We start from the raw sequence: 13,359 nt of genomic DNA on the forward strand, positions 1-13,359 counted from the left end.
TGCTCCTGCCTGGCTTACCAGCTGGCCTTGGTGACACCGGGGATGTCGCCGTTGAAAGCCAGTTCGCGGATCTTGGCGCGGGCCAGACCGAATTGACGGAAGGTGCCGCGCGGGCGACCGGTGATTTCGCAACGGTTGCGCTGACGCGTGGGGTTCGCGTTACGCGGCAGCTTTTGCAGCGCCAGGCGTGCAGCGGCGCGCTCTTCTTCGCTCTTCTTCAGGTCGTTGGAAGCTGCCTTCAGTTCCGCGTGCTTCGCGGCGAACTTGGCAACCAGCTTGTCGCGCTTGAGTTCGCGCTGGATCAAAGATGCTTTAGCCACAGGTCACCTCAGTTCTTGAACGGGAAACGGAAGCCAGCGAGAAGCGCCTTGGCTTCTTCGTCGGTCTTGGCCGTCGTCGTGATGCTGATATTGAGACCGCGCAGGGCATCGACCTTGTCGTACTCGATCTCGGGGAAAATGATCTGTTCCTTGACGCCGATGTTGTAGTTGCCACGGCCATCGAAAGCACGGCCGGAGATACCACGGAAGTCGCGGACGCGCGGCAGCGCGATGGTCACGAAGCGATCCAGGAATTCGTACATGTGCACGCCACGCAGCGTGACCATGCAGCCGATCGGCTGGTTTTCGCGGATCTTGAAGCCGGCGATAGCCTTCTTGGACTTGGTGACCACGGGCTTCTGGCCGGCGATCTTGGTCAGGTCGGCAACGGCGTTGTCGAGGACCTTCTTGTCGGCGACAGCTTCACCCACACCCATGTTGAGCGTGATCTTGGTGAGGCGCGGGACCTGCATCGGCGACGTGTAGCCGAACTTTTCCGTCAGGTCTTTCGCGATCTTTTCGCGATAGTGTTGTTGGAGACGTGCCATGTGAGTACCTCTTAGGCGAACTTGATTTCTTCGCCGCTCGACTTGAACACGCGAACAGCCACGCGCTTGCCGTCAGCATCCTGGGTGACCTTGACGCCCACGCGATCGGCCTTGCCGGTCGCGGCGTTGAAGATCGCCACGTTGGATTGGTGAATCGGCATGGCCTTCTCGACGATGCCACCGGTCGTACCCTTCAGGGGGTTCGGCTTGGTGTGCTTCTTGACGAGATTGATGCCTTCGATGACCACGTGCGAGTCATCCTTGCGCAGCGAGACAGTGCCCCGCTTGCCCTTGTCGCGGCCGGCCAACACGATGACCTGGTCGCCCTTGCGAATCTTGTTCATGGCGTTGTGTCCTTAGAGAACTTCGGGTGCCAGCGACACGATCTTCATGAACTTCTCGGTGCGCAGTTCGCGCGTGACCGGTCCGAAGATGCGGGTGCCGATGGGCTCCAGCTTGGCGTTGAGCAACACTGCAGCGTTGCCGTCGAACTTCACGAGCGAACCGTCGGCGCGACGGATGCCCTTGGCGGTGCGGACCACCACTGCGCTGTAGATCTCGCCCTTCTTGACGCGACCACGCGGAGCGGCTTCCTTGATGCTGACCTTGATGACGTCGCCCACGCTGGCGTAACGCCGCTTGGAGCCACCGAGCACCTTGATACACAGGACGGATTTCGCGCCCGTGTTGTCGGCCACTTCGAGCCGGGATTCAGTTTGGATCATTTCTTGATATTCCCAACTTGTACCGATGTGCTTCCAGGAGGGAGGCAAATCAGTCAGTCTTGGGCCCGTCGTCCATACCCCGAACCACTCGGGGCACTTCCGCTTTGGGCTGAAAGCTCCGCCTTTTGAAAGCGAAGCCCGCGATTGTTGCACGCGAAGGCCGGGAAGTCAACAACCCGTCTGCGGCGGGACGCTGCCACTAGACTCCGGGGCGTGCGCCCGTCCGAAAAGCCCGAAAAACCCATTCTTTCGACCTCATTGCCGCTGCCGCGCCGTCGCCTCCTGCTGGCCGGCGGCGCCGGGCTGGCGATGCTGGGCGTGGCCGGCTGCAAGGGCGGCGCGACGCCGAACCCGGACTCCGGCCGGCTGCGCCGCATCGCCGAAGCGCGATGGCCGCACCGCCTTCATATAGAAGGGACCACGGCCGGAGGCCTCTCGGGCGTCGACTACGACCCGATCCGAGGTGAGTACCTGCTCATCAGCGATGACCGGTCGGACCTGGCTCCCGTCCGCTACTACGTCGCCCGCTGGCCCGATCCACCGGCCGCGCCGCCCGAACCGACAGGCGTGGTGCAGCTGCAACGCCCCGGCGGCGGCCCCTGGCCGAACCGGCGCAACGCGGTCGACGGTCTCCCGGTGCCCGACCCCGAGGCGCTCCGGCTGCGCCCCGCCACCAACACCCTGCTGTGGACCAGCGAAGGCGACGTCGCCCGCGGCTTCGGCCCCGCGTTGTACGAATCGGCCCGCGACGGCCGCTTCCTGCGCGAATTCCGGATGCCGGCGATGTTCCAGCCTGATCCGGCAAAGCGCCGCGGGCCGCGCGACAACCTGACTTTCGAGGGTGTCAGCCTCACGCCCGACGGCCGCTTCGCCTGGCTGGCGATGGAGAATGCCCTCATCCAGGACGGCCCCGAACCCGCCGTCGGCGCCCCCGGCGGCCCCTGCCGCTTCACCCGGATCGACCTGGAGACCAGCCAGGCCGACCGCCAGATCGCCTACATTCCCGACGCCATCCCGCTGCGCCCGCTCGTTCCCGGCAGCTACGCCGACAACGGCGTGAGCGAGATCCTGATGATCGACGCCGACCGCATGCTGGTGCTGGAGCGCGCTTACGCCACCGGCCGCGGCAATTCGCTGCGCCTGTATGAAATAGATACCCGCGCGGCCAGCGACGTGCTCGCCGTCGACGCGCTGGCGCCCGGCAACCACCGGCCGGCGGCCAAGACGCTGGTGGCCGACTTCGCCACGCTGGGCCTGTCCAGGCTCGACAACACCGAAGGCATGTGCTGGGGCCCGCCCCTGCCCGGCGGCAAGCGCATGCTGGTGGTCGTGAGCGACGACAATTTCAATCCGCTTCAAATCACCCAGTTCGCCGCCTTCGAATACGCCGACCGACCATGACCATCGCCGTGACCTTCCTGCCCCGCACCGGCCCCGCGCCGCTGCCCCCCGTCGCCTTCATCGGGGGCGGCAACATGGCCAGCGCCATCATCGGCGGCCTGATCCAGCAAGGCACCCCGGCCGAGGCCTTCGAGGTGGTCGAGCCCTTCGAGGAAGCGCGCGCAAAGCTGTCCCAGTCCTTCGGCATCGTCGCGAAGGCCGAGGCGGGCGAGGCCCTCTCGCGCTGCGGCGTGGTGGTCTGGGCGGTCAAGCCCCAGACCTTCGCGGAAGCCACCCGGCCGGTGCGCGCCCATGTCGAAGACGCCCTGCACCTGAGCGTGGCAGCCGGCATTCCATCCGACAGCATCGCCCGCTGGCTCGGCACCGAGCGCGTGGTGCGCGCCATGCCCAACACGCCCGCGCTGGTGGGCAAGGGCATGACCGGCCTGTTCGCCCGGCCCGGCGTCGACAGTTCCGACCGCTCCATGGTCGGGCAACTGCTGGCGCCCACCGGCGAGCTGCTCTGGGTCGACGCCGAACCGGCGCTCGACGCAGTGACCGCCATTTCGGGCTCCGGCCCGGCCTACGTGTTCTATTTCATCGAGGCGATGACCGAGGCCGGCGTCGAGATGGGCCTCACGCCCGAGCAGGCGCTGCGGCTGTCCGTCGGCACCTTCACCGGCGCCTCGGCACTGGCGCACAGCGCGACCGAGCCGCCTTCGGTGCTGCGCGAGCGCGTGACCTCCAAGGGCGGCACGACCTACGCGGCCATCACTTCGCTCCAGGCGGCCGATGTGAAGTCCCAGTTCAAGACAGCGATCCGCGCCGCACAGAAGCGCGCCGCAGAGCTGGGCGAGGAATTCGGCCGAGGCTGATTTCAGGCCTCGGACAACGCCCCCGGCCCGAGCAGGAACAACCACTCGGCAGCCAGCGTGACGGTGCCGTCCTCCAGCTCCAGCCAGACCTCTTCCTTCAGCAGATAGCTGTCGCCCGGCCTGGCCGTCACGTCCGCAATGCGTACGCGCGCCCGAAAGCGCGCACCCACCGGCATAGGCCGCACGAAGCGCAGGCGGTCGAAGCCGTAGTTGAGCGCGTGGTTCGAGTCGAAGGGCAGCAGCGTGCGCATGGCCTCGCCGGTCAGCCGGATCAGGTGCGACACCTGGAAGAAGCCCTGCACGATGGTGCCGCCGTAGCCGGCCTCGCGCGCCGCACGTTCGGGGTCGAGGTGGATCCATTCGCCCTCGCCGTCGCCAGACAGCTCCGAGTAGCGGTCGACCATCTCCTGCGTGATGCGGTGCCAGCCGGAGTGGCCCTCCTGGCCGATCTTCTGCTTCAGCCGCTCCAGCACATCGGACATGGTGATGCTCAACGTAGCGCGTAGCCGGCCACGATGCCGGCGAACACGGTGAAACCCAGCCAGTGATTCAGCCGGAAGGCCTTGAAGCAGCCTTCGCGCGTGCGGTCGCGGATCATCCGCCAGTGCCACAGCGCCTGCGCCACGGCGACCGCGATGCCGACGTAGAACAGCACGCCCAGCGAACGGCTCGCGCCGGCCCAGGTCCAGACCGCGATGAAGATCGCGTAGCTCGCCATCACCGCCGCCACGTCGAAGCGGCCGAAGGTGATGGCCGATGTCTTCATGCCGATCTTGAGGTCGTCGTCGCGGTCGACCATCGCGTACTCGGTGTCGTAGGCCAGCACCCAGAACAGGTTGCCCACCAGCAGCGCCCAGGCGAAGAGCGGCACGGTGGATTGCACCGCCGCGAAGGCCATCGGAATGCCGAAGCTGAAGGCAACGCCCAGCACCGCCTGCGGCACCGAGACGAAGCGCTTGGCGAAGGGATAGACCAGCGTGATGGCCAGCGCCGCGAACGACCACAGCACCGTCGTGCGGTTGGTCGTGAGCACCAGCCCGAAGGACGCCAGTGCCAGCACCACGCCCAGCCCCAGCGCCTCCTTGACCGGCAACTCGCCGCTGGTCACGGGCCGCTGCGCGGTGCGCTTCACGTGGCGGTCGAAGTCGCGGTCGGCCACGTCGTTCACGCAGCAGCCGGCGCTGCGCATGAGAACGGTGCCGAGCGTGAACACGACCAGCAGGTGCCAACCGGGCCAGCCGCCCGCTGCGAACCACAGCGCGCCCAGCGTGGGCCAGAGCAGGAGCAGCCAGCCCGCCGGACGGTTCCAGCGGATCAGGTCGAGATACAACGCAAAACGCCCGCGGCGAGCCGCGGGCGCAGTGACGGAAGGAGCGGAATCAGTCTTCAAGGAGGGAACGCAGCATCCAGGCCGTCTGATCGTGCACCGTGCAGCGCGCGGTCAGCATGTCGGCCGTCGGGTCGTCGCCGGCTTCCTCGGCGACAGGAATGAATTCGCGCGCAATGCGCGACACGGTTTCGTGGCCCTTCACCAGGATGCGCACCATCTCCATCGCCTTGGGCGGGTTCTGCGGCACGTCGGGCACGGTGGCGATCTTGCTGAACTCGGCGTACGAGCCCGGCGCGTAGTGGCCCAGCGCGCGGATGCGCTCGGCGAGCACGTCGGTCGCGCCCCACAGCTCGGTGTACTGGCCCATGAACATCGCGTGCAGCGAGTTGAAGTGCGGGCCCGTCACGTTCCAGTGGAAGTTGTGCGTGGTGAGGTACAGCGTGTAGGTGTCGGCCAGCACGCGGCTCAGGCCTTCGGCGATGGCGGCGCGGTCCTGGCGCTCGATGCCGATATTGATGATGGGCGCGTTGCGGCTGCCCGACTCCTGCGCGACCTGCTTGCCGCCCTTCTTGGGCACCTTGCCGGCGGAAGAGGCGGACGAGGTTTTCTTCGAGTCTTTGGCCATAGAGCGAGATCCTTTTCTTCGATCGAATTTTGGGAGGTGCTGGACTGAATTCTGGAAGCCGGCGCGCGGCTTCGCAACAGCGTCACTCTATCTCAGCGATCAACGATTCAAAACGGCCGCCGCGTAGGTCAAGTTCTCGAATTGCGAACTACGAAAGGCGCTTCACGCCCGGCAGCTCGCACGCATAGATCGCGTTGCGCAGCGCGGCGATGGCCTCGTAGCGCGTGAAGGTGCGGCGCCATGCGAGCACCACGCGGCGCGTGGGCGGATCGCGGTCGTGCGCGTCGCGCACCGGCAGGTAGCGCACCATCTGCTCGGGCTCCTTGCGGCCCTTGACCTTCGGCTTGATGGCATCGGCCGGCACCGACAGGCGCGGCACCAGCGTCACGCCCATGCCCGAGGCCACCATGTGCTTGATGGTCTCCAGCGACGAGCCCTCGAAGCTCTTGCGGATGCCCTCGGCGTTGCTCGAGAAGCGCGCGAACTCCGGGCACACCTCCAGTACGTGGTCGCGGAAGCAGTGGCCGGTGCCCAGCAGCAGCATCGTCTCGCTCTGCAGTTCCTCGGACGTGATCGATTCGCGGTCGGCGAACTTGTGCTTGTTGGGCAGCGCCGCCATGAAGGGCTCGTCGTACAGCGGCGCCATCGCGAGGCCGGTGTCGGGAAAGGGCTCGGCCATGATGGCGCAGTCGATCTCGCCGGCGCGCAGCATCTCGAGCAGCTTGGCGGTGAAGTTCTCCTGCAGCACCAGCGGCATCTGCGGCGTGCGCGCGATCACCTGGCGCACGAGGTCGGGCAGCAGGTACGGCCCGATGGTGTAGATCACGCCCAGGTTCAGCGGACCGGCCAGCGGGTCCTTGCCGCGCTTGGCGATCTCCTTGATGCTGGCTGCCTGGTCGAGCACGCTCTGCGCCTGCTGCACGATCTGCTCGCCCAGCGGCGTGACGGTCACTTCGCCGGCGCTGCGCTCGAAGAGCTTGACTTCGAGCTCGTCCTCGAGCTTCTTGATGGCGACGGAGAGGGTCGGCTGCGAAACGTAGCAGGCCTCGGCCGCCTTGCCGAAGTGCCGTTCGCGGGCCACTGCGACGATGTATTTGAGTTCGGTGAGAGTCATAGCTTGCGTCAATTATGCGCAAGGGTGTGTCACGAGGATGGCTTGGGGTCTTAGAGGCTCCTAACAGAGTGTCAAATTTCCCAACAGAGTGTCAAAAATCGAGAACGCAGGCGCAAGCATTGGATAACAGAGTGTCAAAAATTTCTGCGGAAAACTCGGAGCAAATGCCAGTAGTAGACACTAACATCGAAGGAAAAAGTCTCACTTATTGCCAGCGAACCCGGCACCGGAGACTGCGCATGAAATCAAGTCATTGCCTCAACTAGAGCAGTATTCTTGGCGTCTAACGCGGGACGCCCCCTACCTCGACTGAGCTCGCCAGCGCATCAGTGGGGGCGCCTGTGCACCTGCGCCGCCACAGACGCGGCTTCAAGCCTCGCCTCAAACTCGGCGACGAAAAGTCCCATATCGATACCCAGTGCGGCGGCCCAATGCCTCAGTTCAACAAAGTCGATGCGCCGAGCTCCCCGCTCAACTTTGCTGAGGTCGCTTTGGGTTATGCCAAGTTTCTTGGCCAGTTCCACCTGAGTCATTTCTCTTGCCTGCCTGAACTCTCGTAGGAGAGTCGTCACCAGCTTGCTTTGCCGGCTGTAAATTGTCTTCTGCATGAGCCACTTCCTTGTGGCTCGCACCCTGAAGTTCGTTTTGGAATAGTGGAAATTCGACTATTCTTCAGATCTCGCACTGAAGCGATTCGACTCGTCGCGGCTCCCAGCGGAGTCTGCGTCGTCTTACAGCTGGCACAGGACGATGAATGAAAGCAGAACCGACACAGCCTCCAATCAATAGCCGGGTTGCAGATCTTGGTGATCCAGCTTTGCCGGCCGATTCATCAAGTTCTCGACGAAATGGGCCGCGCTTGGCACCACCACAGGACATCGTCGACTTGTCGTTGAGAGGCAGCACTCGTTCACGTTGGTCTCAGGAGACTCGCTCGTGACACTCCCACTCGTGGCCATGCTCGCAGTCGCGCTGGTTCTCTTCTACTGGGCCTGGATCGCATCGCCTCGTTCGATCCAGGCTGGGCGCGAGCAGTTGCTCCGGGCCCAAGGTCAGGCATCCGGTGCGACCTTCTTCCCAGTCGATCCGCGCCGCATGCTGGGCGATTGGGATGAAATTTGCATCCTGTTTGATCCGGATGCCCGCAAAGCCTGCATCGTCAGTCGGGGCAAGAAGGCCCGCACGGTCGACTTCGACTACTTCCAGACCTGGCAGCTCAAGTGGACCGAATATCCCGGAAATCCGGTGTTTCGCTTTCAGCACGTGCACTTCCTCTTCGAGACCAGTGACTTCGATCGCCCGACGATTCGCGTCGCCGTGCCCTCCAGGTCCGACGGCGAGGCGTGGAATGCCAAGCTCTCGATCCTGATGCCCTGAGCGCACAGCAAAGAGAAAGACATCCCGATGTGAAACTGCTCATCCTTTCGGACCTGCACCTTGAATTCGGCATCTTTAACGCCCCCAAGGTCGACTACGACGCCGTCATCCTTGCCGGAGATATCTTCGTACCCGGCTCCAAGGCCATGCGCTGGGCCCGGCGAGCAGACAATTTCGGAGAGACGATCCCGATCGTCTTCGTACCGGGCAACCACGAGTTCTACAGTGGCGTGCTGCAGACCACGCAGAAGGAAATGGCGCTGACCGCGGCCGCGTGCAAGGTTCATCTTCTGGCGCCCGGTGAGGCCGTGATCGACGGTGTCCGATTTCTGGGCTGCACGTTGTGGACCGATTTCGAGTTGCCCATTCAGGCCAAGAGCGGCTCCACCGTCGACACCGAGCGCGCCATGAAGGTGGCCAAGCTCCAACTCAACGACTACTCATCGATCCGGTGGGCCGAGACACCAGAGCCTGCCGAACAGTCCGTGGCGCACGCCAAGCCGAGGAAGCGCCGGCTGACGCCCGAGGACACGCGGGCGCTGCACCAGCGTGACCGTGCCTGGCTGGCCCAGAAGCTCGCAGAGCCCTTCGACGGACCGACGGTGGTCGTGACCCACCATGCACCGCACCGCGGATCGCTCGCATCGCACTACCAGGCCAACTGGCTGTCCGGCGCCTTCGTGAGCGAGCTCCCGGGCTCTTTCTTCGAGGTGCCCACGCTCTGGGTGCATGGCCACATCCACGAGAGCTTCGACTACCAGGTCGGCAAGTGCCGCGTCCTGTGCAATCCCCGGGGGTACTTGCAGTACGGTCGCGGCCTGGAGAACCAGCGGTTCAATCCAGGACTGGTGGTCGACCTATGAAAGACGCCCATACGCCTGGCGGGAACGAGATCTTGATCGCCACGATCCGGGGGGCCGAGCTCGTCGCTTTCCTGCACGACAGCCCGAGCGGTCGCACGAAGTCGATCATCATCGAGTCCGCGCGCCCCGCGGTGAGTGCGCCTTCTCGCGCTGGACGCACAGCGATCTCATCTCCCCGGCGCATGCTGCCGCCGCCCGCAGTGGCATTGCTCAAGCAGCTAACCAAGAAAGTCGGCACGACAGCATCAGGCACCCCAGAGGCCATGGTGAAGATCGAGCAGGCTTTGAAGCGTCTCGGTCTTGACGGCCTGGCCCGCCGGAATGATCTCAGTGGTTCCTTTGTCGTGGAGGCCACGGCCGACCAGATTCGAGAGCTGGCGGCAACGCCTGGGGTTCAGGCCATCCGGCCGAATCGGCGTCATCGCAATGTCCGCAATATCGCTTCATAGGTTCATCGAAGGAAGGCCATGGACCAGCCTCCAACCCCGCGACTGCCGCCCGATCCGGTGGACCAGGGCACCGCAGGATATCAAGGCGACTCCAGCGATCTGCTGTTCCTGGATGTCGATGGCGTTCTTCATCCCGTCGGTACGGACTACTCGTTCAGCAGCAGGTTCTTCAGCCATCTGCCGCTTCTGGAAGAGCTGCTCCGGGAGTTCAGGTCCATCGATGTCGTCATCTCGTCGGATTGGCGATTGGCCGAAAGCATCGAGCAGCTGCAATGGTATTTCAGCGCCGACATCCGGCTTCGGATCATCGGCGCCACGCCGCAGATCGACCCCGGTGTGGCTGTCCACCACCGGCGCCAAATGGAGATCCAGGCCTGGCTCGACGGGAATGGCCGCCATGACGCAGAGTGGGTCGCACTCGACGATTGGCCCGGGAGCTTCGAAACGGGTTTCGAGCGGCTGGTGCTCACCGATTCCCAACGGGCGTTCGATCAGGACAGTTTTCAGGAGCTGCGTTCGCACTTTCTGCGGTTTGCCGCTGGCCGATGCTCCGCCGCCACTTCGACGCACACGTGAAATGAACCCTCTCATTCCTTCGAATCTCCCCGCGCACTCCGGGCACGAACAGTCGGCTCCCAAGCTGATGTTTTTCGGCGACCCGCACGGCGATCTCGAGCCCGTGATCGCCGCGGTCGAGCGCTTCCGGCCCGAGGCGATCGTGCTGCTGGGCGACATCCAGGCGCGCCGGCCTTTGCACATCGAGCTGGGACCGATCCTGGATCTCACCGAGGTCTGGTTCATCCACGGGAACCACGACACGGACTCCGATGCCGACTACGACAACCTGTGGGGATCAGAGCTCGCGGATCGCAACCTGCATGGACGCATCGTCGAGATCGCCGGCTTCAAGGTTGCAGGTCTGGGCGGCATCTTTCGCAGCAAGATCTGGGACCCGCGACAACCGCTCAAGGAAGCCGCATTCGCCTCGGCTGACGCGTTGCGCCGGTCCATGCGTCCCGAGGAGCGGTGGAGAGATGGCATTGCCCGCCGGCACCGGTCCACGATCTTCCCGGACGACTATCAGCCACTGCTTCGGAGCCCATCTGCCGATATCCTGGTGACGCACGAGGCGCCAGCTGCGCATCCGCACGGCTGGCAGGCGATTGACGGGCTCGCCGAAGCGCTCGGCGTGCAGTTGGTGGTCCACGGCCATCATCATCAGAACATCGACTATCGCGCCGAGGGAATGTTGACCAAAACGGCACCGTTTCGGGCCTTCGGGGTCGACATGGGCTCGCACCTGGCATGGCCGCGGTCTTTTCAGAACGAGGCCGGATTGGGAAGTCCGCCACCCGACTTGCTGGATCTCGCGACCCAGGTCTTCGGCGCAGCGGCTCAGGCGTGGCTGGACAAACCACACGAATGGCTCGATGGCCAAACGCCAGCAGCGTTCGCTGCCGCGGGCGGTGCGGACAAGGTGCGATCGATGCTCAACGCAATTCAACACGGCGGGGTCGTATGAGGACCGCCGCAACGCCGTTCTGCGTCTTCAGGGCCAAGACAAGCACCAAGCTTCCCACGCTTTGAGGAGCGATCCAGTGAAAGTCCTCATCCTTTCCGATCTTCACCTCGAGTTCGCGCCCTTCGAGCCGGCGCCCGACCTCGCGTTCGATGTCGTCATCCTCGCCGGCGACATCCATTCGCCGGCCAAGCGCGCCGTCCAGTGGGCGGCGGATCGCTTCCGTGGCAAGCCGGCGATCTATCTGCTTGGAAATCACGAGTACTACGATGGACGGCTGGATACGACACTTGCCGAAGCCCGCCGCGAAGCCGAAGGAACCAATGTCCATCTGCTCGACGGTGACGAGTTGGTGATCGACGGCGTGCGCTTCCTCGGCGCAACGCTGTGGACCGACTTCGCGCTCGCCATCGAGACACCTGAAGGTCCGGTCAGCGATGTCGAGCGTGCCATGAAGATGGCGACGAATCTGCTGAACGACTATGCGCTGATCCGCACAGTCGACGAATCCGCAGAGCCCGATACCTGGCGGGACAAGCAGGGAAGAAAGCTTCAAGCAGCCGACACGCTGTAAGCGCTCAATAAACCACGCCCTTGCGCGCGGCGCCGGAATCGATGCGCGCGCAGAGGTCTACGGTTCGACGAGCTCGATGTTCCAGGGCAGCAGCGCCTCGTAGTCGTCGGCAGTCTGCGCCAGCGGCAGCTTCTTGAACAGCGCGACCAGGTATCGGTAGGGCTCGATGTTGTTGGCCTTGGCGGTCTCGATGAGCGAATAAAGATTGGCACTGGCGTTCGCGCCGCCCACGGTGTCAGCGAACAACCAACTGCGCCTTCCGACGACGAAGGGCCGGATCGCGTTCTCCACCGGGTTGGAGTCCAGCGGCCAAGCGCCGTTGTCCAGGAACCGCACGAGCTTGGGCCACTGCCCGTGCAGGTAGTGCAGTGCTTCGCCCAGCAGGCTCGACGGTGAGACGCTGTGCAGATGCGTGAGCATGAGTCGCTCGATCTCGCGCACGACCGCGGCGCTGTAGCGCGAGCGCATCCGCAACCGGCGCGCGGGCGTCCAATCCCTGGCCAAGGCCTCCGCACGGTACAGCTTGCCAATCAGCCGCACGAACCGGGTCGCGAGCTGATCGGACGAGCGGGCTGCCTTCGGCACGGCCTCCTCGGCCTTGATGAACGGCCTACGCGCGTGGACCCAGCATCCGAGATGCGTGAGGCCGCCGGCCTTCGCGATGCCGTTGTAGACCTCGTAGCCGTCAGTGATGAGCGTGGTGCCGGGGCGGATGCCGGCATACAGCTTCTCGGCGTGCACCGTGCCGCGCCCCGGCGCATAGGCGAACAGCCGTACCGGTGGGCCGGTGCCGTTCATCTGCGCCCACATAAAACTCTTCGTCTGTGCCTTGCGCCCAGGCTCCTTCAGTACCTGGACGTGGGTCTCGTCGCCGTAGATCAGATCCGAGTCCAGCAAGTGATCGCGCAGCAGGTTGATGACCGGCTGCACGGCCTGGCCGATGCGCACGATGCCGGCAGCCAGCGTGTTGCTCGCGATGTCGCCGCCGAAGCGGCGCAGCAATACGGCCGTGCGGTACAACGGCATGCCGAACTGGTACTTGCCGGTGATGACCCAGGCCTGGGCCTCTTCGGTGAGCAGCCCGCGCGGGATGATGCGCGCCGGCGCCGGTGCAAGCTTCAGGCTCTGGTCGCAGCAGGGACAGGCGTACTTGATGCGGTGGTGCTGCAGCACACGCACCTGCTCGGGAATGACGTCCATCTGCTCGCTGACCTCGGCGCCGATCTCCACCAGCGCGTGCCCGTCATGGGCGCACACCCGCTCGGCCTCGGGCAGCTCGTGGCGCACGATCTCGCGCGGCAGCGCGGGGTCCAGCGGCTTGCGTCCACGCTTCTTGCGCTGGTGCCCGGCGACCGGTGTCGATTCCTCTTCGTCGATGTCTTCGACCTCGGCCTGCGGCGTCAGATCGGTGGGCGCGAGTGCCTCGGCCTCGTTCAGGAACAGGTCCTTCTGATCCGTGCCGCGGGCTTCGCTCTTGGCAGCGAAGAGCTGGCGCTGCAGCGCCTTCAACCGCTCCAGGGCGAGGTCCCGCTCGGTGGTCGCCACCCGCAGCGCGCCGGCCAGCGCATCGCGCTCGGCAATGAGCGCGGCGAGTTCTTCAGCGGTGATGGTGGCAGGGGCGGCTGGTGGCGACACGCCCGCTTGGATCGACATGCCCCAT

General features: G+C 64.8%; 18 protein-coding genes. 8 read left to right on the forward strand and 10 right to left on the reverse strand.

Annotated elements, in window-relative coordinates:
• Nucleotides 1-14: 14 nt before the first annotated feature.
• From rpsN to rplN, 4 genes are read right to left on the reverse strand one after another with little or no spacing between them, the layout of a single operon-like run.
• On the reverse strand, nt 15-320 hold the full coding sequence (gene rpsN / locus ABL840_RS37000) for a 30S ribosomal protein S14 (protein WP_093196101.1): 306 nt from the start codon (nt 318-320) through the stop codon (nt 15-17).
• A gap of 8 nt (nt 321-328) precedes the next feature.
• Complete coding sequence (rplE, locus tag ABL840_RS37005) at nt 329-868, reverse strand: 50S ribosomal protein L5 (RefSeq protein ID WP_093196100.1); 540 nt, start codon at nt 866-868, stop codon at nt 329-331.
• 11 nt (nt 869-879) lie between these two features.
• Nucleotides 880-1,212: a 50S ribosomal protein L24 gene (rplX, locus tag ABL840_RS37010; RefSeq protein ID WP_093196099.1), complete on the reverse strand. Its 333-nt coding sequence runs from the start codon at nt 1,210-1,212 to the stop codon at nt 880-882.
• A gap of 12 nt (nt 1,213-1,224) precedes the next feature.
• Nucleotides 1,225-1,593: a 50S ribosomal protein L14 gene (gene rplN, locus ABL840_RS37015; protein WP_009124801.1), complete on the reverse strand. Its 369-nt coding sequence runs from the start codon at nt 1,591-1,593 to the stop codon at nt 1,225-1,227.
• Between the two features lie 309 nt (nt 1,594-1,902).
• Here rplN and ABL840_RS37020 point away from each other — a divergent pair, with 309 nt between their 5' ends.
• Together ABL840_RS37020 and proC are read left to right on the forward strand one after the other, a co-directional pair.
• Nucleotides 1,903-2,994 carry an esterase-like activity of phytase family protein gene (locus ABL840_RS37020; RefSeq protein ID WP_418116386.1) on the forward strand — a complete coding sequence of 364 codons (1,092 nt, stop codon included), beginning with the start codon at nt 1,903-1,905 and terminating at the stop codon, nt 2,992-2,994.
• Nucleotides 2,991-3,848, forward strand: coding sequence for a pyrroline-5-carboxylate reductase (gene proC / locus ABL840_RS37025; protein WP_093196098.1), 858 nt, complete (start codon nt 2,991-2,993; stop codon nt 3,846-3,848). The genes ABL840_RS37020 and proC overlap by 4 nt, the downstream gene beginning before the upstream one ends.
• Nucleotides 3,849-3,850: 2 nt before the next feature.
• On the opposite strand, the gene ABL840_RS37030 is transcribed toward proC, so the two are convergent.
• From ABL840_RS37030 to ABL840_RS37050, 5 genes are all read right to left on the reverse strand, one after another.
• The gene (locus tag ABL840_RS37030; RefSeq protein ID WP_418116131.1) at nt 3,851-4,330 is read right to left on the reverse strand and encodes a MaoC/PaaZ C-terminal domain-containing protein; all 480 of its coding nucleotides are present in this window, start codon (nt 4,328-4,330) and stop codon (nt 3,851-3,853) included.
• Nucleotides 4,331-4,338: 8 nt separating this feature from the next.
• The gene (ubiA, locus tag ABL840_RS37035) at nt 4,339-5,238 is read right to left on the reverse strand and encodes a 4-hydroxybenzoate octaprenyltransferase (protein ID WP_093307523.1); all 900 of its coding nucleotides are present in this window, start codon (nt 5,236-5,238) and stop codon (nt 4,339-4,341) included.
• Complete coding sequence (locus tag ABL840_RS37040) at nt 5,228-5,803, reverse strand: Dps family protein (RefSeq protein ID WP_093196096.1); 576 nt, start codon at nt 5,801-5,803, stop codon at nt 5,228-5,230. Before ABL840_RS37040 ends, ubiA begins: the two co-directional genes overlap by 11 nt.
• A 148-nt stretch (nt 5,804-5,951) precedes the next feature.
• On the reverse strand, nt 5,952-6,917 hold the full coding sequence (locus tag ABL840_RS37045) for a LysR substrate-binding domain-containing protein (RefSeq protein WP_093307522.1): 966 nt from the start codon (nt 6,915-6,917) through the stop codon (nt 5,952-5,954).
• A 326-nt stretch (nt 6,918-7,243) separates the two neighbouring features.
• Nucleotides 7,244-7,525 (reverse strand): helix-turn-helix domain-containing protein, encoded by a 282-nt coding sequence (locus ABL840_RS37050; protein WP_093307521.1) that lies wholly within the window; start codon nt 7,523-7,525, stop codon nt 7,244-7,246.
• Between the two features lie 328 nt (nt 7,526-7,853).
• Between ABL840_RS37050 and ABL840_RS37055 the strand changes: the two genes are divergently transcribed.
• The 6 genes from ABL840_RS37055 (at nt 7,854) to ABL840_RS37080 (ending at nt 11,699) form a co-directional block, all read left to right on the forward strand.
• Complete coding sequence (locus ABL840_RS37055) at nt 7,854-8,294, forward strand: hypothetical protein (protein ID WP_418116132.1); 441 nt, start codon at nt 7,854-7,856, stop codon at nt 8,292-8,294.
• Nucleotides 8,295-8,323: 29 nt separating this feature from the next.
• Nucleotides 8,324-9,157, forward strand: a complete 834-nt coding sequence (locus ABL840_RS37060) for a metallophosphoesterase (RefSeq protein WP_093307519.1) — start codon at nt 8,324-8,326, stop codon at nt 9,155-9,157.
• Entirely contained in the window at nt 9,154-9,606 is a 453-nt protein-coding gene (locus ABL840_RS37065; RefSeq protein WP_093307518.1) for a hypothetical protein, read from the forward strand. Before ABL840_RS37060 ends, ABL840_RS37065 begins: the two co-directional genes overlap by 4 nt.
• Nucleotides 9,607-9,624: 18 nt before the next feature.
• Entirely contained in the window at nt 9,625-10,182 is a 558-nt protein-coding gene (locus ABL840_RS37070; RefSeq protein ID WP_176947658.1) for an HAD domain-containing protein, read from the forward strand.
• 1 nt (nt 10,183) lies between these two features.
• Nucleotides 10,184-11,128, forward strand: a complete 945-nt coding sequence (locus ABL840_RS37075; protein ID WP_418116133.1) for a metallophosphoesterase — start codon at nt 10,184-10,186, stop codon at nt 11,126-11,128.
• 76 nt (nt 11,129-11,204) lie between these two features.
• Nucleotides 11,205-11,699 (forward strand): metallophosphoesterase, encoded by a 495-nt coding sequence (locus ABL840_RS37080; protein WP_418116134.1) that lies wholly within the window; start codon nt 11,205-11,207, stop codon nt 11,697-11,699.
• Nucleotides 11,700-11,756: 57 nt separating this feature from the next.
• Here the strand turns inward: ABL840_RS37080 and tnpC are convergent, their stop codons facing one another.
• Entirely contained in the window at nt 11,757-13,352 is a 1,596-nt protein-coding gene (gene tnpC / locus ABL840_RS37085; RefSeq protein WP_093307516.1) for an IS66 family transposase, read from the reverse strand.
• Nucleotides 13,353-13,359: the final 7 nt, after the last annotated feature.

Origin of the sequence: Variovorax sp. NFACC27, from assembly GCF_048301545.1 — a bacterium.
Classification (GTDB): domain Bacteria; phylum Pseudomonadota; class Gammaproteobacteria; order Burkholderiales; family Burkholderiaceae_C; genus Variovorax; species Variovorax gossypii.

What these genes read in the sequence shown, in the direction of transcription:
- rplE (WP_093196100.1), bottom strand. Translation starts at nt 868, where the DNA reads ATGGCACGTCTCCAACAACACTATCGCGAAAAGATCGCGAAAGACCTG.
- rplX (WP_093196099.1), bottom strand. Translation starts at nt 1,212, where the DNA reads ATGAACAAGATTCGCAAGGGCGACCAGGTCATCGTGTTGGCCGGCCGC.
- rplN (WP_009124801.1), bottom strand. Translation starts at nt 1,593, where the DNA reads ATGATCCAAACTGAATCCCGGCTCGAAGTGGCCGACAACACGGGCGCG.
- ABL840_RS37020 (WP_418116386.1), top strand. Translation starts at nt 1,903, where the DNA reads ATGCTGGGCGTGGCCGGCTGCAAGGGCGGCGCGACGCCGAACCCGGAC.
- proC (WP_093196098.1), top strand. Translation starts at nt 2,991, where the DNA reads ATGACCATCGCCGTGACCTTCCTGCCCCGCACCGGCCCCGCGCCGCTG.
- ABL840_RS37030 (WP_418116131.1), bottom strand. Translation starts at nt 4,330, where the DNA reads ATGTCCGATGTGCTGGAGCGGCTGAAGCAGAAGATCGGCCAGGAGGGC.
- ABL840_RS37040 (WP_093196096.1), bottom strand. Translation starts at nt 5,803, where the DNA reads ATGGCCAAAGACTCGAAGAAAACCTCGTCCGCCTCTTCCGCCGGCAAG.
- ABL840_RS37045 (WP_093307522.1), bottom strand. Translation starts at nt 6,917, where the DNA reads ATGACTCTCACCGAACTCAAATACATCGTCGCAGTGGCCCGCGAACGG.
- ABL840_RS37050 (WP_093307521.1), bottom strand. Translation starts at nt 7,525, where the DNA reads ATGCAGAAGACAATTTACAGCCGGCAAAGCAAGCTGGTGACGACTCTC.
- ABL840_RS37065 (WP_093307518.1), top strand. Translation starts at nt 9,154, where the DNA reads ATGAAAGACGCCCATACGCCTGGCGGGAACGAGATCTTGATCGCCACG.
- ABL840_RS37070 (WP_176947658.1), top strand. Translation starts at nt 9,625, where the DNA reads ATGGACCAGCCTCCAACCCCGCGACTGCCGCCCGATCCGGTGGACCAG.
- ABL840_RS37075 (WP_418116133.1), top strand. Translation starts at nt 10,184, where the DNA reads ATGAACCCTCTCATTCCTTCGAATCTCCCCGCGCACTCCGGGCACGAA.
- tnpC (WP_093307516.1), bottom strand. Translation starts at nt 13,352, where the DNA reads ATGTCGATCCAAGCGGGCGTGTCGCCACCAGCCGCCCCTGCCACCATC.